The following is a 19,410-nucleotide window of genomic DNA, read 5'->3' on the forward strand; positions in this document are numbered from 1 at the left end:
TAACGCAGCCCGGGCGTTGGCGCGAGTCGGTTTGGCGTGATAGTCGGATGGCATGACCGACCTTCCCGACGCCGAGACGCACCCTGAAACCCTGATCGCCGACATGGGCGCGCGCGCGCGTGTCGCATCAGGCGTTCTCGCGGCGCTGCCGACTCCGCGCAAGGCCGCAGGCCTGGTGTCTGCGGCGGCGGCGCTGCGCAACGCGGCGGCGACGATCGAGGCGGCGAACCGCGAGGATATGGCGCGGGCGACCGCCTCGGGGCTGTCGGGGGCGCTACTCGATCGGTTGCGGCTCGATCCCGGGCGGATCGCGGCGATGGCGGACGGCGTCGCCGCGGTTGCCGCGCTCGCCGATCCGGTCGGCCAGATCATGGATTCGCGCGCACGTCCCAATGGCCTCGTCCTCAGCCGGGTCCGCGTACCGATCGGCGTGATCGGGATCATCTATGAAAGCCGGCCCAACGTGACCGCCGACGCTGCCGCGTTGTGCGTGATGGCAGGCAATGCCGCGATCCTGCGCGGCGGATCGGAAGCCGTGGCGAGCAATCGCGCGATTCACGCCGCGTTGATCGAGGGCTTGGCCGCGGGCGGGGTCCCCGCGGACGCGGTGCAGCTGGTCCCGACCACCGACCGCGCGGCGGTCGGCGCGATGCTCAAGGCGGACGGCGCGATCGACCTGATCATCCCGCGCGGCGGCAAGAGCCTGGTCGCGCGCGTCCAGGCCGAGGCGCGCGTGCCGGTGCTCGCGCATCTTGACGGGATCAATCATGTCTATGTCGATGCATCCGCCGATCCCGCGATGGCGGCGGCGGTGGTGGTCGATGCGAAGATGCGCCGGACCGGCATTTGCGGCGCGATGGAGACGCTGCTGATCGACCGCGGCTATGATGGCGCGGCGTCGTTGATCCGCCATCTGGCCGATACAGGCTGTGTCGTGCGGGGCGATGCGGCTGCGATCGCGCTCGTGCCGGAAATCGCGGCGGCGGACGCGGCGGACTGGGATACCGAATATCTCGACGCGATCGCTTCGGTCGCGATCGTCGACGGGCTGGACGGCGCGGTCGCGCATATCGCGCGGCACGGGTCGCACCATACCGATGCGATCGTCGCGGCGGATGCGGACGTCGCCGAGCGGTTTCTCGCGCAGGTCGACAGCGCGATCGTGCTGTGGAACGCCTCGACCCAGTTTGCCGATGGCGGCGAATTCGGGCTGGGCGCGGAGATCGGCATCGCCACCGGGCGGCTCCACGCGCGCGGGCCCGTCGCACTGGAGGGGCTGACGACCTACAAGTGGATCGGGCGCGGCACGGGGCAGGTGCGCGGTTGAGGTGTCGGGCCGATCGGCGTCGCGCGTGACTCCATGACCCGCGTCGGTATTCTCGGCGGATCGTTCAACCCGGCACACCGGGGGCACCGCGCGATCACGCTGTCGGCGATCGAGGCGCTCGCGCTCGACGAGGCGTGGTGGCTCGTCTCGCCGGGCAATCCGCTGAAAGAGGCGGCGCGCGACATGGCGCCGCTGGCGGCGCGGCTCGCCTCTGCGCGGCGGATGGCGCGGCGCGCCCCGATCCGCGCCACCGATATCGAGACCCGGCTCCACACCCGCTACACGCTCGACACGATCCGCAAGCTCAGGCGGCGCCATCAGAAGATCCACTTCATCTGGCTGATGGGCGCGGACAATCTCGCCGACTTCCACCGGTGGAAGAACTGGCGCGCGATCGCCCGCGAGGTTCCGATTGCGGTAATCGCTCGGCCGGGATATGACGGGCGCGCCCTCGCGGCCCCCGCGATGGGTTGGCTGCGGCGCTTCCAACGGCGCACAGACCATGCGAAGAGCTGGACGACGTGGAGATTGCCGGCCCTTGTGCTGTTGCGCTTCCGACCCGACCCGACCTCCGCAACCGGCCTGCGCGCCGAAAATCCCGACTGGTTCCAGCATGTTGCCGGGCCGGTAACCTGACCCAGGAGCTGACTTGGCCACTTCCCCTACTGCCCCTCGCGCGACCGACCCCGAAGAGGTTGAGGCGCTGCATCGCCTGATCCTCGCGTCGCTCGACGACGACCAGGCGGTCGAGACCATCTCGATCCCGCTCGCGGGCAAGACGAGCATCGCCGATTACATGGTGATCGCCAGCGGCCGTTCGACCCGCCAGGTCGCCTCGATGGCACAGAAGCTGGCCGAGCGTATCAAGGCCGAGTTCAAGCGTCCGGTGAAGATCGAGGGGCTGCCGACCGCGGACTGGGTCCTGATCGACGCCACCGACATCATCGTCCACCTGTTTCGCCCCGAAGTCCGCAGCTTCTACAATCTGGAGCGGATGTGGGCGTTCGGCGATGCGCCGACGCCGCCGACTGCTCCGTTCGCCGACCTGTCCGACCAAGACTGACCCGGGTGCGCGGGCGATGCTGCTGCATATCGTCGCCCGCGGCCGGATCGGGCGATCGCCCGAAGCCGAACTCGTCGATCGCTATCTGAAGCGGATCGCCTGGCCGACCAAGGTGTCCGAGCTTCCCGACACCGGGGGACGGATTCCCCCGGTCAGCGACCAGACCCGGCGGATCCTGCTCGATGAAAAGGGCGACGTGCTGTCGTCGATGGCGTTCGCACGCGTGCTCGAGCGGTGGCGCGACGACGGCGTGCGCGAGGCGCGGTTCATGATCGGTGCGGCCGACGGCTTCGACGATGCCGCGCGCGACGAGGCCGACCTGCTGGTCTCCTTCGGCCGCGCGACCTGGCCGCATCTGCTTGCGCGGGCGATGCTCGCCGAACAGCTTTTCCGCGCGACGAGCATCCTGGCCAACCACCCGTATCACCGCGAAGGCTGATCGTGCGGATCACCGCGTCATCGCGCCTGTCATCGGCGGTGCTGTTGCTGTTCGCAGCGGTCGCCCTTGGTCTTGCCGCCACCCCGCGCGCGAGTGCGGCGGCGACACCGCAGCAGCGACTGATCGAGGCAAGGCGCGGCGCGCGGATCGCGGCGATACGCGCCGAGCGTCTGGCCGCCGCCGCGTCGCAGGAGCGTGACGCCGCCGAACGCGCCAAGGCCGAGGCGCGCGCGATGGCCGCAAGGATCGACGCGACCCGCGCCGATATCGCCGCCGCGCGAATCCGCCTCGCCATCCTCGAACAACTGCTCACCGAACAGCGCGCGGCCCTGGGCGTCGTCCAGTCGCCGATCGCGCGGTTGCTGGCGGCGCTGCAATCGCTGGCGCGGCGGCCGACGATCGTCGCGGTCGCGCAGCCCGGATCGGTCGACGATCTCGTCCATGTCCGTGCGGTTCTGGGCACCGCCCTGCCTGCGGTCCGGCTGCGGGCGGACGCGGTGCGCACCGCGCTCCGGCGGACCCGGCGCCTGCAGACGGGCGCAGCGCAGGCGGCACGCGCGCTGCGTGACGGACGGATCCGGCTCGAGGCACAGCGCGTCGCGCTCGCCAAACTCGAAGCGACGCATCGCCGTCGCAGCCAGGCCCTGGGGCGCGGCGCGATCGGCGAATCCGATCGCGCCATCGCGCTGGGCGAACGCGCGCGCGACCTGGTCGACAGCCTCGCCGAGTCGGGCAGTGCGGAGGCGACCGCGATCGACCTGGCGGCGCTGGCGGGGCCGGTGCCGCGCCCGCTTGCCCCCGGCAGCATCCCCGCCGCCCGTGTCCGCGGCGCCTATCGCCTGCCCGTACGCGGTCGGCTCGTCACCGGCTTCGACGCGGTGTCCGATGTGGGCGTGCGATCGCGCGGGCTGACCTTCGCGGTCGCGCCGGACGCGCGCGTGGTGGCGCCGGCGGCGGGCATCGTCCGTTACGCCCGGGCGTTTCGCGGTTATGGCCGGATCGTGATCCTCGATCACGGTGATGGCTGGACGACGCTGTTGACCGGGCTTGCCGACACCGGGGTGAAACCGGGCGTCCACGTCGCCGCCGGATCGCGGATCGGGACCGCGCCGGGGGGCGAGGATCCCCTGATCACCGTCGAGCTTCGGCGGCGCGGGCGACCCGTCGACGCGGCCGCATTGATCGGCTAATCAACCGAGAACCGGTCCGGCGTCCATTCGCCGGACCGCGAAGACCGTCGCGGCTTTGCTCCGCGCGCACTATACCGCTACGCTGTGCCTTCCCCCGGTTTCAGGACCTTAGATGCCACGTCCGATCCTTACCGCTACCGCCATCCTCGGCGCGCTGACCCTCGTGCCGCTGGCCACCTCGGCGATGGCGGCGGTCGACACCGACACGTATCGCGAGTTCGACCAGTTTCTCGACGTCTTCAACCGCGTGAAGGCGGAATATGTCGACAAGGTCGATGACAAGACGCTGATCAAGGGCGCGATCCAGGGGATGCTCGCAAGCCTCGACCCGCATTCGAGCTATGTCGATGCGCTGGATTACGAGAATTTGCGGATCATGACCGAGGGCAATTATGGCGGCCTCGGCCTGACGGTGCAGATGGAGGACGGCGCGATCAAGGTCGTCACCCCGCAGGAAGACTCGCCCGCCGCGCGCGCGGGCGTCAAGTCGGGCGATTACATCACGCATATCAATGGCAAGCTGATCTACGGCGATTCGCTCGACGAGGCGGTCGCACAGATGCGCGGCAAGCCCGGCAGCAAGATCACGCTCGGGCTCGTCCGGCCGGGCCGCGACAAGCCGCTCGACGTGTCGATGCTGCGCGAGATCATCGTCCAGAAGCCGGTGAAGTGGGAGGTGCGCGGCGATGTCGGTTATATCAACATCAACACCTTCAGCGAGAATACCGGCGCGGACACGCGCGCGGCGATCATGGCGATCGATAAGTCGCTGGGGCATCGTCCGCTCGGCTATGTCGTCGATCTGCGCCAGAATGGCGGGGGGCTGCTGACCCAGGCGATCGCGGTCAGCGACGCGTTCCTGGATCATGGCGAGATCGTGTCGCAGCGCGGCCGCGAGAAGACGGATATCGAGCGCTACTACGCCAAGCCCGGCGACGACGCGCATGGCCTGCCGGTCGTCGTGCTGACCGATCCAGGGACCGCATCGGCCTCCGAGATCGTCGCCGGCGCGCTGCAGGACCATCACCGCGCGCTGATCATGGGCGAACGCACCTTCGGCAAGGGATCGGTCCAGACCGTGCTCCAGCTCGGCCCCGAGACCGCGTTGCGCCTGACGACCGCGCGCTACTTCACGCCGTCGGGCCGGTCGGTTCAGGAGGGCGGAATCGAACCCGATATCCGCGTGCCGCAGATCAGCGATCCCGATCACAAGGCGCGCCCGGTGTTCCGCGAGGCCGATCTGCGTCGTCACTTGATCAACGAGGTCAAGGCCGACAATGCGGTGCTCGAGGAAGATACCAAGGACGATCCGCGCTTCTCGGCGACGCCAGAGTCGCTGAAGAAGCAGGGGGTCGAGGACTTCCAGCTCTATTATGCGCTGAAGACGGTCGCCCGGCTCGGTGGCGCCGCGCAGGTCGCCGCCGCGACCAAGGCACCCGTCAAGTGAGCGTACGCCGCGGGCTGGGGATGACCAAGAACGAGGAGATCGCCCGGTCGATCGCGCTCGTGCTGCCGCTGCTGCTGTTGCTGGGGGCGCTCGGGTCGCAATATCTTGGCGGGCTCTATCCATGCGAGATGTGCCATTGGCAGCGCTGGCCGCATTATTCGGCGGTGTTGCTCGCGGCGGCGACGTTCGTGGTGCCGCAGCGCTCGCTGCGCGCCTCGCTGGTGCTCGTCGCGGCGTTGCTGATCGGGATCAGCGGCGCGATCGGGCTGTTCCATGCCGGGGTCGAATATCACTGGTGGAACGGCATCACCGCCTGCACCACGACGGTGTCGATGGCGGGCACGACGCCGGCCGAACGGCTCGCCGCGATCATGAACGCGCCGATGGTGCGCTGTGATGCCCCGCAGTGGACGCTGGCGGGGATTTCGCTCGCGGGGTTCAATGCGATCTTTTCCCTGGGCGGCGCGATTACCATCTTCGTGCTGATGAGGAAGACACGATGACCACCGCGACCCCGATCCCGACCGTCCCGCGCGGCACCGGCTGGAAGCCGGGCGATCGCAAGCATCCGAGCGAGGCGATGGTCCGCGTCGACCAGGCCGGCGAATATGGCGCGATCCGCATCTATGCAGGGCAGCTCGCGGTGCTGGGCGACCGGCATCCGTCGTCGCGCCTGATCCATCACATGGCGCAGCAGGAGGAACGCCACCGCGCGTTCTTCGACCGGATGATTGTCGAGCGGCGTGTGCGGCCGACCGTGCTGCAGCCGATCTGGAAGGTCGCGGGCTTCGCGCTTGGCGCGGTCACGGCCGCGATCAGCCCGCGTGCCGCGATGGCCTGCACCGCGGCGGTCGAGACCGAGATCGACAAGCATTATGCCGAGCAACTCGTCGCGCTGGGCGACAGCGATCCCGAACTGAGCGCCGCGATTCTCGATTTCCAGGCCGAGGAGCTGGAGCACAAGGCGACCGCGATCGCTGCCGGCGCGGAGGAAACCCCCGGCTATCCGGTGATGAGCGCGCTGATCCGGCTGGGGTGCAAGGTCGCGATCGCGACCGCAAAGCGGATCTGACCGCGGCGCCGGCCGTTGGGACTGAAACGCGTGGCGTTGCGGCGTTCAGCCTAGGGCCACCGACGATCGCCGATCCTGTCGGCCAACAGATACGGATTATGGGAGTGGTGCGTATGAGGATGATGATGGCGGCGGCTTTGCTGGTCTCCAGCCCGGTGGCTGCACAGACGGTGACGTCGGGTGCGGCAATCCCGGCCAAGCCCGGTGCCCCCGCAGCCAAGCCCGCCTCCGCGCCGGGCGAGGTGTCGCGCAGCGCGCCGGTCAATGGCGTGCTCACGCTGTTCGGCAACGAGCGCTGCCCGACCAATGCACAGGGCGAGGAAATCGTCATCTGCGTGCGTCGCAGCGCGCAGGAGCAATATCGCGTCCCCAAGGAGTTGCGCGAGTTCGCCGTGACGCCCGAAAATGAGAGCTGGGCGGCCAAGGCGCAAGGCACGCTCGGCACCGGTGTCGGTGCGAACAGCATCGGCAGCTGCTCGACCGTCGGCGCTGGCGGCGCAACCGGATGCTTCGGCCAGCGCGTTCGCGAAGCGCGCCGGGAAAACAAGGAGCGTGCAGCTGAGGTGCCCGTCCTCCCCTAGGCTGCCGCGACCGGTTTGCGTGCAGGGCGCGAACCCGTCGATGCTGTTGCGTCGTCAAAGACAACCGCATAGCGTCGGCGCGTCCGCGTGACTGGCGCCGAGTGGATCACCACGGGGAAGCGCGGACGGTTCCGCCGCGCGCCTGGGCAGCCTCTCTGGACGGAGCCTGTGCCATGCGCGACCCTCTTCGTATCGCCTTCCTGCTGTTTCCCAACGTCACCCAGCTCGACCTCACCGGTCCTGCCCAGATCCTGTCGCGGCTTGGCGAGGCGCAGGTCGATCTTGTCTGGAAGACGCGCGATCCGGTGCCAACCGACGCCGGGTTTTCGATCCTTCCGACCGCGATCTTTGCCGAGGTGCCGTACGCGGACATCCTTTGCGTCCCGGGAGGCTTCGGACTCAACGACGTCATCGCCGACGACGAAGCGATGGCATGGGTGGGGGCCGTCGGGGCAGGCGCGACATGGGTCACCAGTGTCTGCACCGGCTCGTTGATCCTGGGTGCCGCGGGATTGCTCGACGGGTACCGCGCGGGGTGCCACTGGGCTCAGCGTGACATGTTGCCGCTCTTCGGTGCGATCCCCGTCGACGCGCGCACCGTGGTCGATCGGAACCGAGTCACCGGCGGCGGTGTGACGGCGGGCATCGACTTTGCGCTGACGCTGATCGCGCTGATCCGCGGCGAGGCGCATGCACGCATGGTGCAATTGGCACTCGAATATGATCCCCAGCCACCGTTTGACAGCGGTTCACCCGCACAGGCCGGGCCGGAGATCGTCGCCGCGTACCAGCGCCGCGTGCAGATGCTGGCACCAACGCGTGACGAAGACCTGCGCGCGCTTGCCCGGCGTCGTGGTTACGGGTGACGCTTCAGCCCGCGGACGCGGTGCCAGATATAGAAGCCGACCAGCGCGATCAGGACGATGCCGATCAGCAGGTCCGCGCTGTGGAAGGCGGCCTTCACGCGCGGATCGCTGTCCCATTTATCACCGAGCTTCATGCCGACCCAGGCAAGCCCGAAGCACCACGGCCAGGAGCCGATGAAGGTGTAGAGGTGGAAGGGCACGAGCTTCATCCGCGCGACACCCGCCGGAAAGGCGATGAACGATCGGATGACGGGGAGCAGACGCCCGATCAGCACCGCCATGCTGCCCCAGCGCGCGAAGAACCGGTCCGCCGTATCAAGCTCGCCCGGCCCGATCAGGACATAGCGACCCCAGCGCTCCGCCATCGGCCGACCGCCGCGCTTGCCGACCTCATAGGCGACGATCGAACCTAGATTGCACCCGATCGCACCCGCAGTAGCGGCGAGATACAGGTCGAACCGGCCGGTTGACACCAGATAGCCGGCGAACGGCATGATGATCTCGGACGGAAGCGGAATACACGCGCTTTCGATCGCCATCAGGATCGCAATGCCAACATAGCCGCCGGACGAGATCACCCAGATCGTGAAGGTGGCCAGCACGGCCAGAATCTTTTCGAACATGACGCGGGGATTTGCGCGATGCGGCGCGCGAAGGGAAGGGCCAATCGGTTCGTCTAGGTCAGCCGCGCGCCGGCCATACGCAGATCCTCGACGAATCGCGCATATTCCTCGTCGGCCTGAACCTTGTCCGGCAGGCGCAGCAGGTAGCTGGGATGGACGGTGATCCATGCCTCGCCGCCGCCGGGAAGCTGCAGCGCGCGGCCGCGTTCCTTGCCGATCGTCATCACCTTGCCGAACAGCGAGCGGGCCGCGGTGGCGCCGAGCGCGACCGTCACCTTGGGCGCGACGAGCATCTGCTCCTGTTCGATCCACCACCGGCAGGCCTCGATCTCGCCGGCGCCGGGCTTGGCGTGGATGCGCCGCTTGCCGCGCTGCTCGAACTTGAAATGCTTGACCGCGTTGGTGACATAGGCGCGGCTGCGGTCGAGTCCCGCCTCCGCCATCGCGCGATCGAACATCTGACCGGCGGGGCCGACGAACGGCCGCCCGGCAAGATCCTCCTGGTCGCCTGGCTGTTCGCCGACGAACATCAGCGGCGCGTCGATCGGTCCCTCGCCGAACACGGTCTGGGTCGCGGGCTTGTAGAGCGGGCAGCGGGTACAGCCCGCGGCCTCGTCGCGCAGCGCCTCCCAGGCGATCATGCTGTTACCGCCGACGACGTCGCGCGCGCGCGCGATCATGCCGCTCTCGCGTGCCTGTGCGGTGGCGATCATGCCGGGGACGAGATCGGTTTCGGGCATGTTCTTCCAGTATTTGCGGGGCATCTCCTTCAACATCGCGCCGATCTTGACGCGTGCGGGGTTGAAGGTGCTGGCGTAATAGGTCTTCCAGACCTCTTCGGTCGGATCGCCCTCGGGTGCGTCGGTCTTCTTGGCGCCCGGCCCTTCGCTGAGCATCGTCCCGTCCCAGTGGATCGAGACGTCGGGGGTCAGGATCGACCAGCGCATGCTTGCGAAGCGATTGACGAAGAAGGCGGCGTTGGCGCGGACGATGTGGTGATCGGGTTCGAACCAGGCGACGAACCGGGTTTCGCCCTCCTCCTCGACCTCGCGGAAGCGCAGGAACGCGCGCATTTTGTGGATGTCGCGGCGGACATCCTTCGCGATCCGGTCGAGCCGTCGCACGAGCGGATCGGCCCGATCCTCGATCAGCTTGGGTTCGCGGCGCAGGCGGTGGAGCAGCGTGTAGAGCAGCGCGAACCGCTCCGGATCGCTCCCGAGAATGACGCTGCGGGCGAGATCGAGGAACGCGCGCGGGACCGAGACGGTCGTGGAGGCAGCCCGCGGCGCGGATGCTGCAGGAGGATCCGGTGGCACCGTCCCGAACAGGTCGGCCGGGGCACTGCCGACCTGCCACACCACGTCGTCGGGGGGCACGTCATCGGCCATCAGGCCGCGCGCTGCATCGCGCCAGCCATCGAAATCGTCCGGTTCGGCAAGGGTCACGACGCGCATCGCCGGTTCTACGCCGGGTAGCGGCGCTTGTTCCGCCGCGCTTGTATCTCGACCCCGGCGGATCGCCGTCCTATTTTATGGCGATGACCCAACAGACCTCAGCCCCGGAACCCGCTCGTCCGCTGATCGGGCGCGATACCCGCCTGTGCATGTCCTTGTCCGCGCGACCGGGCAATTTCGGGACGCGGTTCCATAATCGGCTCTATGCGCTGACCGGACTCGACTATGTCTACAAGGCGTTCTCGACCCGCGACCTGGAGGGCGCGGTGCGCGGTATCCGGGCGCTCGACATCCGCGGCTGCGCGATCTCGATGCCGTTCAAGGAGGCGGTGATCGCGCTGCTCGATGGACTCGCGCCCTCGGCCGCGGCGATCGACAGCGTCAACACGATCGTGAACGACGATGGCGTGCTGACCGGGCACAACACGGATTATGCCGCGGTCGCGGCGCTGATCGCGGATATCGACCCGGCAACGCGGTTCGTGCTGCGCGGGTCGGGCGGGATGGCGAAGGCGGTCGCCGCGGCATTGCGCGACACGGGGTTTCGCAACGGCGTGATCGTCGCGCGCAACGAACCCGCCGGGCGTGCGCTCGCCAATCTCTATGGCTTCGCATGGGCCGCGGATCTTCACACCGAAGAGCAGGCGGACCTGCTGATCAACGTCACGCCGATGGGGATGACGGGCGCCGATGCGGATGCGCTCGCCTTTCCGCCGGCGATGATCGCGACGAGCGCCATTGCGTTCGACGTCGTGCAATATCCCCCGGAAACGCCGTTCCTGCGCGCCGCAGCGGCGGCGGGGAAACGCTGCATCACCGGCACCGAGGTCGCGATCCTTCAGGCGCTCGAACAGTTCGTGCTCTACACCGGCGTCTGCCCGACCGACGCGCAGGTCGCCGACGCCGCCGCCTTCGCGCGGTCGCACGGCTGAGCTCCGGCAGCGATTTACCCTTGTGATCGGGCAGGGGCGGCACAAGATATGCTGCACTGCACCATTCACGGGGCCGGGCGTCAAGGCGTCGGGCGCGCATGACGGGACGATCGATGGCCAGGCTTTCGGAAACACTCGCGCAACTGGCGCAGGCGCAACGCGCCGCGGCGGCGCACTTCGCCGAGCAGCCGGAGGGCGAGGACTCACGCCTGCGCCCGCTCGAATCGTTCGGCGCGAATCCCGGCGCGTTGCGTGCGTTGACCTATGTGCCCGGGGCGACGTCCGACCGGCGGATGCCGCTGGTCGTCGTTCTCCATGGCTGCACGCAAACCGCCACGGGGTATGACCGGGGGGCAGGCTGGTCCGATCTCGCCGACCGGCACGGGTTCGCCGTGCTCTATCCCGAGCAGCAGCGCGCGAATAACGGCAATCTCTGCTTCAACTGGTTCGACGCCGAGGACATTCGCCGCGGTGGCGGTGAGGCACAGTCGATCCGGTCGATGATCGCGACGATGGTCCGCGACGTCGCGATCGATCCCGATCGCATCTATGTGACGGGATTGTCGGCCGGTGGCGCGATGGCTGGCGTGATGCTCGCCACCTATCCCGAGCTGTTCGCTGCCGGGGCGATTATCGCAGGTCTTCCCTATGGCACCGCGACCTCGATGTCGCAGGCGCTCGACCGGATGCGCGGGCGGGGCCTGCCCGCCGATCCCGCGCTGGCCGCGCTGGTCGACGGCGCGGCGCCGGCCGGCGGACGTGTGCCACGCGTCTCGGTCTGGCACGGCGATGCCGATGCGACCGTGGTGCCCGCCAATGCCGATGCGATCGTCGCACAGTGGCGCGGCGTGCACGGGCTCGCCTACGCACCCGACGAGGTCGAACAGGTCGAAGGCCATGCCCATCGCCTCTGGCGCGACGCGCAGGGCCGTGCCGCGGTCGAGGAGTATCGGATCCGCGGGCTGGGCCATGGCACACCGCTGGCCACGACGGGCGCTGACGGCCTCGGCCAGCCGGGTCCGCACATGCTGGAGGCGGGGATCTCGTCGACGTTGCACAGCGCCGCGTTCTTCGGGCTGATCGAGCGCCCATCGGCGCGCGCGGCGGCGACCCGCGCGAAGCCGAAGCCCGCATCGCCCCGTCCGCACCCATGGAGCCACAGTCCGGGCCGATCGCAGGTCGGCGACATGATCAACGGTGCGCTCCGCGCTGCGGGGCTGCTGCGCTAGCCACTGGAGCGGATCCGGCAATGGTACGGGCGGGCGGCGCAGGTCGTGGCGCAAAGGATCGATCGAGATCCGCGCCAACCGCGAAGGCGGCAGCTTGCGGGGCGGCGATCCACTGTTATACCTTGGTATAACAGTCGTCGTATTCCGGGGAAAAATCCATGTCGTTGAAGCTCTTGGCTCTAGCTGGCGTCGCCACCGCCGCGCTTGTCGCGCCGGTTGGCGCGCAGGTCGCGAAGCCGGCGCCGGTCGCCACGCTCGTCACCTCGGTCGATATTCCCTATCAGCAGTTCACGCTGAAGAACGGGTTGCGCGTGATCGTGCACACCGATCGCAAGGCGCCGGTCGTCGCGGTGTCGGTCTGGTATGACGTCGGGTCGAAGCACGAGCCGCGGGGCCGTACGGGCTTTGCGCATCTGTTCGAGCATTTGATGTTCAACGGCAGCGAGAATGCGCCGGGCGATTTCTTCGCGCCGCTGAAGGAGGTCGGGGCGACCGACTTTAACGGCACGACCTCGTTCGACCGGACCAATTATTTCGAGACCGTTCCCGCCGCCGCGCTCGAGCGCGCGCTGTTCCTCGAGAGCGACCGTATGGGGCATCTGACCGGCGCGATCACGCAGGGCGTGCTCGACGAGCAGCGCGGCGTAGTCCAGAACGAGAAGCGCCAGGGCGACAACCAGCCTTACGGCCTCGTCCAGTACAAGCTGTTCGGCGGGCTGTTCCCCGCGGACACGCCCTATGGCCACACCCCGATCGGGTCGATGGCGGATCTCGACCGTGCCAGCCTTGCCGATGTGAAGGACTGGTTCCGCTCGCATTACGGGCCCAACAATGCGGTGCTGGTGCTCGCGGGCGATGTCGATGCGGCGACCGCAAAGCCGCTAGTCGAGAAATCTTTCGGCGATATCAAGACGGGCCCCAAGTCGGTCCTGCCGACCGTCACCGTGCCGACGCTTGCCGCGCCGGTGAACGAGGTGATGAAGGACCGTGTCGCAGCGGTGATGATCACCAAGAACTGGGCGGTGCCGGGGATGCTCGATCCCGATGCCGCGGCGCTCGACGTCGGTGGTACGGTGCTGGGCGGGCTCGCCTCGTCGCGGCTCGACAATGCGCTGGTCCGCAAGGAGAAACTCGCGGTCAACGTGTCCGCGGGTTACAGCGACATGGCGCAGATCGGCATGTTCACGATCCGCGCGATCGTGCGGCCAGGCGTCGACCCCGCAGTCGTGTCGAAGCGGCTAGACGAGATTCTTGCCGACTTCCTGAAGACCGGACCGACCGCGGACGAGATCCAGCGCGTCCAGACGCAGGCCGTTGCGGGCCGGATCCGCGGCTATGAATCGGTCGGCGGGTTCGGCGGCAAGGCGGTCGCACTGGCGGGCGGCGCGCTCTATGCGAACGACCCGGGCCACTACAAGAAGGAGCTGGCGGCGATCGCGGCGCAGACGCCGGCGAGCGTCAAGGCCGCCGCGACGCGCTGGCTGACGCGCCCCGCCTACACGCTGACCGTCGTCGACGGCGAGCGCGACAAATATGAGGAGGCGGTCGTACCGCCTGCGGTCGCGGTGAAGCCCGCGGCCGAGACGCCGGTCAAGGGCACGCGCGCGGGCGGTATTCCCGCGGTCGGTACGCTGACCGGGCTTGCCTTTCCCGCGGTCGAGCGCGCGCGGCTGTCGAACGGGATCGAGCTCGTCTATGCGCGTCGCGATGCGGTGCCGATCACGCAGGCGGTGCTGAGCTTCGACGCGGGCTATGCCGCCGATGTCGCGGACAAGCTCGGCACGCAGCAGCTGACGCTGAGCGTGATGGACGAGGGGACGCGGACGCTCGACGGGATCGCGCTGGCCGAGGCGCGCGAGCGGCTGGGCGCGTCGATCGGGACGGGCACCTCGCTCGACCGGACGACGCTGTCGATGAGCGTGCCGAGCGCGAACCTGACGCCCGCGGTCTCGCTGTTCGCCGATATCGCGCGCAATCCGGCCTTCGCGGACGAGGAGGTCGGCCGGGTCCGCAACCAGCAGCTGGCCGGCATCCAGCAGGAACTGACCAGCCCCCAAGGGCTGGGCAACCGCGTGATCGGCAAGCTGATCAACGGCGATACCCCTTACGGCAAGGCGCAGGGTGGCGGTGATCCGAAAGCGGTCGCCGCGTTGACGCGCGCCGACCTGGTCGCGTTCCAGCAGGCGTGGCTGCGCCCCGACAAGGCAAAGATCTTCGTCGTCAGCGACCGCCCGCTCGCCGAGGTCAGGGCGGTGCTCGACCGCGGGTTTGGCGACTGGACGGCGCAGGGGCCGGCGGGGGTCAAGAGCTTCCCGACGACGCGCACGCCGCTGACACCGAAGATCGTGCTGGTCGACCGGCCCAACAGCCCGCAGTCGTTGATTCTCGCGGGCCAGCGGACCGGGTTGAAGGGCAGCGACGACATGCTCGTGTTCAACACCGCGAACGATGCGCTGGGCGGCAGCTTCCTCAGCCGGATCAACATGGACCTGCGCGAGGAGAAGCACTGGTCCTACGGCGCGGGCGGGCGGTTCCAGACGGCCGCGTTCGATGCGCCCTACGGTATTTCGGCCGGGGTGCAGGCAGACAAGACCGGCCCGTCGATCACCGCGCTGCAGCAGGACGTGACGCAGTTCGTGACGACCAAGCCGATGACGAAGACCGAATTCGGGCTGGCGATCGACGGCGGGATTCGCGCGTTGCCCGGCAGCTTCGAGACGTCGGGCGCGGTGCTCGGCGCGATGCAGCAGAATGATTTGTTGAAGCGCCCCGACGATTATTACGCGACGATCACGCGACGCTACGGCGCGCTAACCTTGCCGCAGCTGAACACCGCGATCGCGGGCGTCATCGACGTGAAGAAATTCACCTGGGTGGTCGTCGGCGACGCCAAGACGGTCAAGCCGCAGCTTGACAGCCTGGGGTTGCCGGTCGAGGTCGTGAGCGCGGCTTCGGTCGCGGGGCTGCCGGTGGTTCCGGTGACGCCGCTTGCGGCCAAGGCCAAGTAATCGAAGGAGAGAATAGCATGGCAAATGTCGATGGCAGCTGGGATTGCGTCGTGAAGTCGCCGCTCGGCGATCAGAAGATGACGCTGACCGTGAACAGCGCGGACACCAGCTTTTCGGGCGCGGTGTCGGGTGCGATGGGCGGCATGGATGTGACCGGCGAGGTCGATGGCGACACGCTGAGCTGGAAGCAGGCGATGACCGTGCCGATGCCGATGACGCTCGACTGCAAGGCGACCGTCGATGGCGACACGATGACCGGCACCGTCGGTGCAGGCGCCTTCGGCAGCTTCCCGCTGTCGGGAACGCGCACCGCTTGATCGCCTCTGGCATCATGACGTGACGAAAAACGGCCCGTCTTCCCGGTGGAAGGCGGGCCGTTTGCATTTCGGAGAGTGGGATGAGTTTGAAGATCCATCGCCGTGCGGTGCTTGCGGGCACGATGCTGGGCGGCGCGGCGTCGCTGGTACCGGCGCTCGCGCAGGCGGCCGAGGCGCCCGCGACGCCGCTGTCGCGACTGTTCGACCGGCTCGTCCAGGCGCAGTTGCGGCGCAGTCCCGAGAGCGCGACCTCGCTCGGGCTCGACACGGGTGCCAATGCCGATCTGCGTGCCAAGCTGTCGGACCAGTCGGCGACAGGGATCGCCGCGGCGCGGGCGCAGACCAAGGTCGAGCTGGCGCAGCTTGCGGCGATCGACCGCGCCGGGCTGTCGCCGGCGGAGCGGATCGACCTCGATTGCGTGGTCTATACGCGGCGGTCGGCGGCGGCGGTGCAGGCGTTCGATTTCGGCGGCACGTCCTATGGCCCCAGCCCCTATGTCGTGTCGCAGCTCTCGGGTGCGTATCAATCTGTGCCCGATTTCCTCGACACCAAGCACCGGATCGAGACGAAGGGCGACGCCGACGCCTATCTGCAGCGGCTCCAGGCGTTTGCCGGACAGATCGACGCGAACACTGCGCGGATGCGGCATGACGCGGGCGTCGGCGTGGTCGCCCCCGATTTCATCCTCGACCTCGCGCTCGACCAGATGACCAAGACGCGCCAGCCCGCAAGCGAGGCGCTGGTCGTGCAGAGTCTCGTCCGGCGCGCGGCGGCCAAGGGGCTGGGCGAAAGCTATGGCCGCGATGCCGCGCGCATCTATGACGCGGCGGTGCTGCCAGCGCTCGACCGGCAGATCGCGGCCACCCGCGACCTCCGCCGGACGGCCACGCATGATGCGGGCGTGTGGAAGCTGAAGGAGGGCGCCGCCTTCTATCCCGCCGCGTTGCACGCAACGACGACGACCAATTTGTCGCCCGACGAGGTGCACAGGTTCGGGCTCGACCAGGCGAAGATGCTGTCGGCGCAGCTCGATACGCTGTTGCGCAAACAGGGGTACAGCAAGGGGAGCATCGGCGCGCGGATGGCCGCGCTCTACAAGAATCCCGACCAGCTCTATCCCAACACCGATGCGGGCAAGCGCGAGGCGATCGCCTATTGCAACGACCGGCTCGCGGCGATCCGCGCGAAGCTGCCCAGCGTGTTCGAGCGGATGCCACCTTATGGCTTCGAAGTGCGGCGCGTGCCTGCGCAGACCGAGGCCGGTGCCGCCGCGGCGTTCGCGCAGCCACCGGCGATCGATGGCTCGCGCCCGGGGTTGGTCTATTTCAATCTGAAGGACAGCGCCGACTGGCCCAAATTCTGCCTCGCGACGACGGTCTATCATGAGGGACTGCCGGGGCATCAGATGGAGAGCGGGCTCGCGCTGTCGAACACCCGGCTGCCGCTGATCCGCAAGATGACGAGCTTTTCGGGCTATGGCGAGGGATGGGCGCTCTATGCCGAACAGCTCGCGGACGAGATCGGTATGTATGACGACGATCCGCTCGGGCGGCTCGGCTATCTGAAGTTCCAGCTGTTCCGCGCGAACCGCTGTGTCGTCGATACGGGCATCCATCACCTGCGCTGGACCCGCGAACAGGCGATCCGCCATTTCATCGACGCGGAAGGCGAGGCGGAGGGCTTCGCGACTCGCGAGGTCGAGCGCTATTGCGTCAATCCGGGCCAGGCGGCGAGCTACAAGCTTGGCCATTCGGTGTTCGTCGATATCCGCGAGCGCGCCAAGGCGAAGATGGGCACGGCATTCGACCTCAAGGCCTATCATGCGGCGGTGCTCGCTTATGGGCGCGTGCCGCTCGATATGCTGCGCGAGATCGGCGATGCCTGGATCGCGAAGGGCTGAGCGACGGGCGCTGAGCGACGGGCCGCGTAACTCTACGTAATCGCCCGTTAAAGCCTGACCGTGCAAGGGGAGGGGAATGCCGAGCGCTCCCCCTCGATGACGCATGCCGTCCGCCCAAGGCCCGATCCGGTCATCAGCGTCGTCATGCCGGTGTATAATGGCGCAGCCTTGTTGCCCGCCACGCTCGACAGCCTTGCCGCGCAGTCTTTCATCGATTTCGAGGTGATCGTCGTCGACGACTGCTCGACCGACGCGACGCGTGCCTGCATCGCGGGCTGGTCCGATCCGCGCGTCAGGCTGGTGGCGATGCCGGTCAATGGCGGCCCCGTGTTGGCGCGCAACGCCGGGGTCGCTGCAGCGCGGGGCCGCTATATCGCCGCGCTCGATGCCGATGATCTGTGTCGCCCCGACCGCTTCGCCCGCCAGGTCGCGTATCTGGAGGCGAACCCGGCGACCGTGCTGCTCGGCACGGCGGCGGACCTGCTCGTCGACGGCGTGATCAGGCCGTCCGACCATGCCGCGATCACCACGCCCATGCTCATCGACTGGCTGACAGGAATCGAGAACCCGCTGATCTGGTCATCGATCATGATCCGGGGTGACGCGGCGCGGCGGCTCGATCCGTTCATGCGGCCCGAGCGGCTCTATGCGGAGGATTTCGACCTGTATCAGCGGATCCGCCGGTTCGGCGCGATCGCGCGCCTCGACGAGCCGCTGATGGTGTACCGCGTGCACGCGGGCGGGGTCTCGAAGAGGTTCACCGAGCGGATGGAGACCGTGGCCGCGGCGATTCTGGCCGAGCGGCATGCGGATCTGTTCGGCGAACAGGCGCGCCCGATCGCGGCGCTGATCGTGGCGCACATCCTGGCACGGCGTCCGGTGCGCGATCGTGCTGGGTTGATGGCGCTGGGCAGCGCACTGGGGGCGATCCAGGCCGAGTTTCTTGCGCGGCATCACTGTTCGGGGGAGGATCGCCGGCTGATCCGATGGGAAACCGCGCGGCGCTGGCGCGGTGTCGGGCGGGCCGGCTTGCGCGCGGGGACGCTCGGGGTCGCCGACCTGCTTGCCGCACGGCCGGCGCATCTCGGGCTTGGCTATGCCGGGCTGCCCGCGCTGTTATGGTCCGGGGCGATCGGCGGCGTACGCCGCGCGATGCACCAACCGGCGCGCGCGTCTTAGACCTTCGCGGCGAAGATCATCCGACCCTGACCCAGGCGTGCAAACACCTGGTCGAGATCCTTCTCGCCGACCGCGAAGCAGCCTTGGCTGCGGCCGAGCATGCCGTGCGACGCGATCATGTCCTTGTTCGCATACCACGCCGAATGGACGACGATCGCGCGTCCCAGCGCGTTGTTGTTGGTGCGATCGAGCCCGATCAGCCGCTGCGACCGGCCATGTTTGCCGACATAATAATCGTCGGTCACGAAGGCTCCTTCCGACGACGCATTCGAGCCGAACGCGTTCGAGAAGCGCTCGAGATAGCCGGTATGCGCCGGGTCCGACCCGCTGCCGTGCGACACGAGCAGCGACGTGCTGCGGCCGCTGGCGAGGTCGACGAAGTGGAACCGCGGCTGCGAGGACGAGGCGGTGAAGTCGGCGATCGCGATCCGGTCGTGATGCGGGATCCGACTGCCGTTGCGACCCAGCGCGGCCATCGCCTGGCGCAGCAATTCGGGGCGCACGACGCGTGACGACGAAATCGGCATCGCCGGCGAACGCGGCAATGGTGGCTGAGTCATCGGCTTCAAATCGCGTGCCGTAAGACGTTGTGTTGCAGATACCGCACTCGGAACTGCAAGTGCACCGGCCAATACAAGGCCGTTCTTTAGAATGGCACGACGATCTCGCCGTGCGCCCTGTTCATCGTACATCGAAATTCCCGAAAAACCCCAATCCCGTGACCCTCTCTATAGCGTAGAAATGATGAACATTCCTCAACCATTTCCACCAGTTGTCGTGAT

General features: G+C 68.1%; 19 protein-coding genes and 1 riboswitch. Of the genes, 16 read left to right on the forward strand and 3 right to left on the reverse strand.

Annotation, left to right across the window (positions count from 1 at the left end; genetic code table 11):
- The first annotated feature begins 52 nt into the window (after nucleotides 1–52).
- The 10 genes from IFT54_RS17220 (at nucleotide 53) to IFT54_RS17265 (ending at nucleotide 7,985) form a co-directional block, all read left to right on the forward strand.
- Nucleotides 53–1,327, forward strand: coding sequence for a glutamate-5-semialdehyde dehydrogenase (locus IFT54_RS17220; RefSeq protein ID WP_192071503.1), 1,275 nt, complete (start codon nucleotides 53–55; stop codon nucleotides 1,325–1,327).
- Between the two features lie 33 nt (nucleotides 1,328–1,360).
- Nucleotides 1,361–1,963 carry a nicotinate-nucleotide adenylyltransferase gene (locus tag IFT54_RS17225; protein ID WP_192071504.1) on the forward strand — a complete coding sequence of 201 codons (603 nt, stop codon included), beginning with the start codon at nucleotides 1,361–1,363 and terminating at the stop codon, nucleotides 1,961–1,963.
- Between the two features lie 13 nt (nucleotides 1,964–1,976).
- Nucleotides 1,977–2,390 carry a ribosome silencing factor gene (gene rsfS, locus IFT54_RS17230; protein ID WP_031395980.1) on the forward strand — a complete coding sequence of 138 codons (414 nt, stop codon included), beginning with the start codon at nucleotides 1,977–1,979 and terminating at the stop codon, nucleotides 2,388–2,390.
- 16 nt (nucleotides 2,391–2,406) lie between these two features.
- Nucleotides 2,407–2,829, forward strand: coding sequence for a 23S rRNA (pseudouridine(1915)-N(3))-methyltransferase RlmH (locus IFT54_RS17235; RefSeq protein WP_192071505.1), 423 nt, complete (start codon nucleotides 2,407–2,409; stop codon nucleotides 2,827–2,829).
- A 2-nt stretch (nucleotides 2,830–2,831) separates the two neighbouring features.
- Nucleotides 2,832–4,019: a murein hydrolase activator EnvC family protein gene (locus tag IFT54_RS17240; RefSeq protein WP_342354856.1), complete on the forward strand. Its 1,188-nt coding sequence runs from the start codon at nucleotides 2,832–2,834 to the stop codon at nucleotides 4,017–4,019.
- A 112-nt stretch (nucleotides 4,020–4,131) separates the two neighbouring features.
- The gene (locus tag IFT54_RS17245; RefSeq protein WP_192071506.1) at nucleotides 4,132–5,466 is read left to right on the forward strand and encodes a S41 family peptidase; all 1,335 of its coding nucleotides are present in this window, start codon (nucleotides 4,132–4,134) and stop codon (nucleotides 5,464–5,466) included.
- A 20-nt stretch (nucleotides 5,467–5,486) separates the two neighbouring features.
- Nucleotides 5,487–5,969, forward strand: a complete 483-nt coding sequence (locus IFT54_RS17250) for a disulfide bond formation protein B (protein WP_192071552.1) — start codon at nucleotides 5,487–5,489, stop codon at nucleotides 5,967–5,969.
- Nucleotides 5,966–6,538, forward strand: a complete 573-nt coding sequence (locus tag IFT54_RS17255) for a demethoxyubiquinone hydroxylase family protein (RefSeq protein ID WP_042466726.1) — start codon at nucleotides 5,966–5,968, stop codon at nucleotides 6,536–6,538. The genes IFT54_RS17250 and IFT54_RS17255 overlap by 4 nt, the downstream gene beginning before the upstream one ends.
- A 113-nt stretch (nucleotides 6,539–6,651) precedes the next feature.
- Nucleotides 6,652–7,119 (forward strand): hypothetical protein, encoded by a 468-nt coding sequence (locus IFT54_RS17260; protein ID WP_192071507.1) that lies wholly within the window; start codon nucleotides 6,652–6,654, stop codon nucleotides 7,117–7,119.
- 77 nt (nucleotides 7,120–7,196) lie between these two features.
- Nucleotides 7,197–7,274, forward strand: a riboswitch (ZMP/ZTP riboswitch).
- A gap of 18 nt (nucleotides 7,275–7,292) precedes the next feature.
- Nucleotides 7,293–7,985 (forward strand): DJ-1/PfpI family protein, encoded by a 693-nt coding sequence (locus tag IFT54_RS17265; protein WP_192071508.1) that lies wholly within the window; start codon nucleotides 7,293–7,295, stop codon nucleotides 7,983–7,985.
- Here the strand turns inward: IFT54_RS17265 and IFT54_RS17270 are convergent.
- Both IFT54_RS17270 and IFT54_RS17275 read right to left on the reverse strand, forming a co-directional pair.
- The gene (locus IFT54_RS17270) at nucleotides 7,976–8,608 is read right to left on the reverse strand and encodes a DedA family protein (RefSeq protein ID WP_031439961.1); all 633 of its coding nucleotides are present in this window, start codon (nucleotides 8,606–8,608) and stop codon (nucleotides 7,976–7,978) included. The two genes, IFT54_RS17265 and IFT54_RS17270, sit on opposite strands and share 10 nt — an antisense overlap.
- A gap of 53 nt (nucleotides 8,609–8,661) precedes the next feature.
- Nucleotides 8,662–10,062, reverse strand: coding sequence for a UdgX family uracil-DNA binding protein (locus IFT54_RS17275; protein ID WP_192071509.1), 1,401 nt, complete (start codon nucleotides 10,060–10,062; stop codon nucleotides 8,662–8,664).
- Between the two features lie 83 nt (nucleotides 10,063–10,145).
- Between IFT54_RS17275 and IFT54_RS17280 the strand changes: the two genes are divergently transcribed.
- The 6 genes from IFT54_RS17280 (at nucleotide 10,146) to IFT54_RS17305 (ending at nucleotide 18,628) form a co-directional block, all read left to right on the forward strand.
- Nucleotides 10,146–10,994, forward strand: a complete 849-nt coding sequence (locus IFT54_RS17280; RefSeq protein WP_192071510.1) for a shikimate 5-dehydrogenase — start codon at nucleotides 10,146–10,148, stop codon at nucleotides 10,992–10,994.
- 113 nt (nucleotides 10,995–11,107) lie between these two features.
- On the forward strand, nucleotides 11,108–12,223 hold the full coding sequence (locus IFT54_RS17285) for an extracellular catalytic domain type 1 short-chain-length polyhydroxyalkanoate depolymerase (protein ID WP_192071511.1): 1,116 nt from the start codon (nucleotides 11,108–11,110) through the stop codon (nucleotides 12,221–12,223).
- 158 nt (nucleotides 12,224–12,381) lie between these two features.
- Nucleotides 12,382–15,231, forward strand: coding sequence for a M16 family metallopeptidase (locus tag IFT54_RS17290; protein WP_192071512.1), 2,850 nt, complete (start codon nucleotides 12,382–12,384; stop codon nucleotides 15,229–15,231).
- Nucleotides 15,232–15,248: 17 nt separating this feature from the next.
- Nucleotides 15,249–15,548, forward strand: a complete 300-nt coding sequence (locus IFT54_RS17295) for a hypothetical protein (RefSeq protein ID WP_031439525.1) — start codon at nucleotides 15,249–15,251, stop codon at nucleotides 15,546–15,548.
- Nucleotides 15,549–15,628: 80 nt separating this feature from the next.
- On the forward strand, nucleotides 15,629–17,449 hold the full coding sequence (locus IFT54_RS17300) for a DUF885 domain-containing protein (RefSeq protein WP_244649155.1): 1,821 nt from the start codon (nucleotides 15,629–15,631) through the stop codon (nucleotides 17,447–17,449).
- A gap of 96 nt (nucleotides 17,450–17,545) precedes the next feature.
- A complete protein-coding gene (locus tag IFT54_RS17305; RefSeq protein WP_192071513.1) occupies nucleotides 17,546–18,628 on the forward strand; it encodes a glycosyltransferase family 2 protein in 1,083 nt (360 codons plus the stop codon).
- On the opposite strand, the gene IFT54_RS17310 is transcribed toward IFT54_RS17305, so the two are convergent.
- Nucleotides 18,625–19,320 carry a murein L,D-transpeptidase catalytic domain family protein gene (locus tag IFT54_RS17310; protein ID WP_031439528.1) on the reverse strand — a complete coding sequence of 232 codons (696 nt, stop codon included), beginning with the start codon at nucleotides 19,318–19,320 and terminating at the stop codon, nucleotides 18,625–18,627. The genes IFT54_RS17305 and IFT54_RS17310 overlap by 4 nt on opposite strands.
- Nucleotides 19,321–19,410: the final 90 nt, after the last annotated feature.

This window comes from Sphingomonas sp. CFBP 13714, assembly GCF_014842205.1.
GTDB classification, from domain to species: Bacteria; Pseudomonadota; Alphaproteobacteria; order Sphingomonadales; family Sphingomonadaceae; genus Sphingomonas; species Sphingomonas aerolata.

What these genes read in the sequence shown, in the direction of transcription:
- IFT54_RS17220 (WP_192071503.1), top strand. Translation starts at nt 53, where the DNA reads ATGACCGACCTTCCCGACGCCGAGACGCACCCTGAAACCCTGATCGCC.
- IFT54_RS17225 (WP_192071504.1), top strand. Translation starts at nt 1,361, where the DNA reads ATGACCCGCGTCGGTATTCTCGGCGGATCGTTCAACCCGGCACACCGG.
- IFT54_RS17235 (WP_192071505.1), top strand. Translation starts at nt 2,407, where the DNA reads ATGCTGCTGCATATCGTCGCCCGCGGCCGGATCGGGCGATCGCCCGAA.
- IFT54_RS17245 (WP_192071506.1), top strand. Translation starts at nt 4,132, where the DNA reads ATGCCACGTCCGATCCTTACCGCTACCGCCATCCTCGGCGCGCTGACC.
- IFT54_RS17250 (WP_192071552.1), top strand. Translation starts at nt 5,487, where the DNA reads ATGACCAAGAACGAGGAGATCGCCCGGTCGATCGCGCTCGTGCTGCCG.
- IFT54_RS17255 (WP_042466726.1), top strand. Translation starts at nt 5,966, where the DNA reads ATGACCACCGCGACCCCGATCCCGACCGTCCCGCGCGGCACCGGCTGG.
- IFT54_RS17260 (WP_192071507.1), top strand. Translation starts at nt 6,652, where the DNA reads ATGAGGATGATGATGGCGGCGGCTTTGCTGGTCTCCAGCCCGGTGGCT.
- IFT54_RS17265 (WP_192071508.1), top strand. Translation starts at nt 7,293, where the DNA reads ATGCGCGACCCTCTTCGTATCGCCTTCCTGCTGTTTCCCAACGTCACC.
- IFT54_RS17270 (WP_031439961.1), bottom strand. Translation starts at nt 8,608, where the DNA reads ATGTTCGAAAAGATTCTGGCCGTGCTGGCCACCTTCACGATCTGGGTG.
- IFT54_RS17275 (WP_192071509.1), bottom strand. Translation starts at nt 10,062, where the DNA reads ATGCGCGTCGTGACCCTTGCCGAACCGGACGATTTCGATGGCTGGCGC.
- IFT54_RS17280 (WP_192071510.1), top strand. Translation starts at nt 10,146, where the DNA reads ATGACCCAACAGACCTCAGCCCCGGAACCCGCTCGTCCGCTGATCGGG.
- IFT54_RS17285 (WP_192071511.1), top strand. Translation starts at nt 11,108, where the DNA reads ATGGCCAGGCTTTCGGAAACACTCGCGCAACTGGCGCAGGCGCAACGC.
- IFT54_RS17290 (WP_192071512.1), top strand. Translation starts at nt 12,382, where the DNA reads ATGTCGTTGAAGCTCTTGGCTCTAGCTGGCGTCGCCACCGCCGCGCTT.
- IFT54_RS17295 (WP_031439525.1), top strand. Translation starts at nt 15,249, where the DNA reads ATGGCAAATGTCGATGGCAGCTGGGATTGCGTCGTGAAGTCGCCGCTC.
- IFT54_RS17300 (WP_244649155.1), top strand. Translation starts at nt 15,629, where the DNA reads ATGAGTTTGAAGATCCATCGCCGTGCGGTGCTTGCGGGCACGATGCTG.
- IFT54_RS17305 (WP_192071513.1), top strand. Translation starts at nt 17,546, where the DNA reads ATGACGCATGCCGTCCGCCCAAGGCCCGATCCGGTCATCAGCGTCGTC.
- IFT54_RS17310 (WP_031439528.1), bottom strand. Translation starts at nt 19,320, where the DNA reads ATGTACGATGAACAGGGCGCACGGCGAGATCGTCGTGCCATTCTAAAG.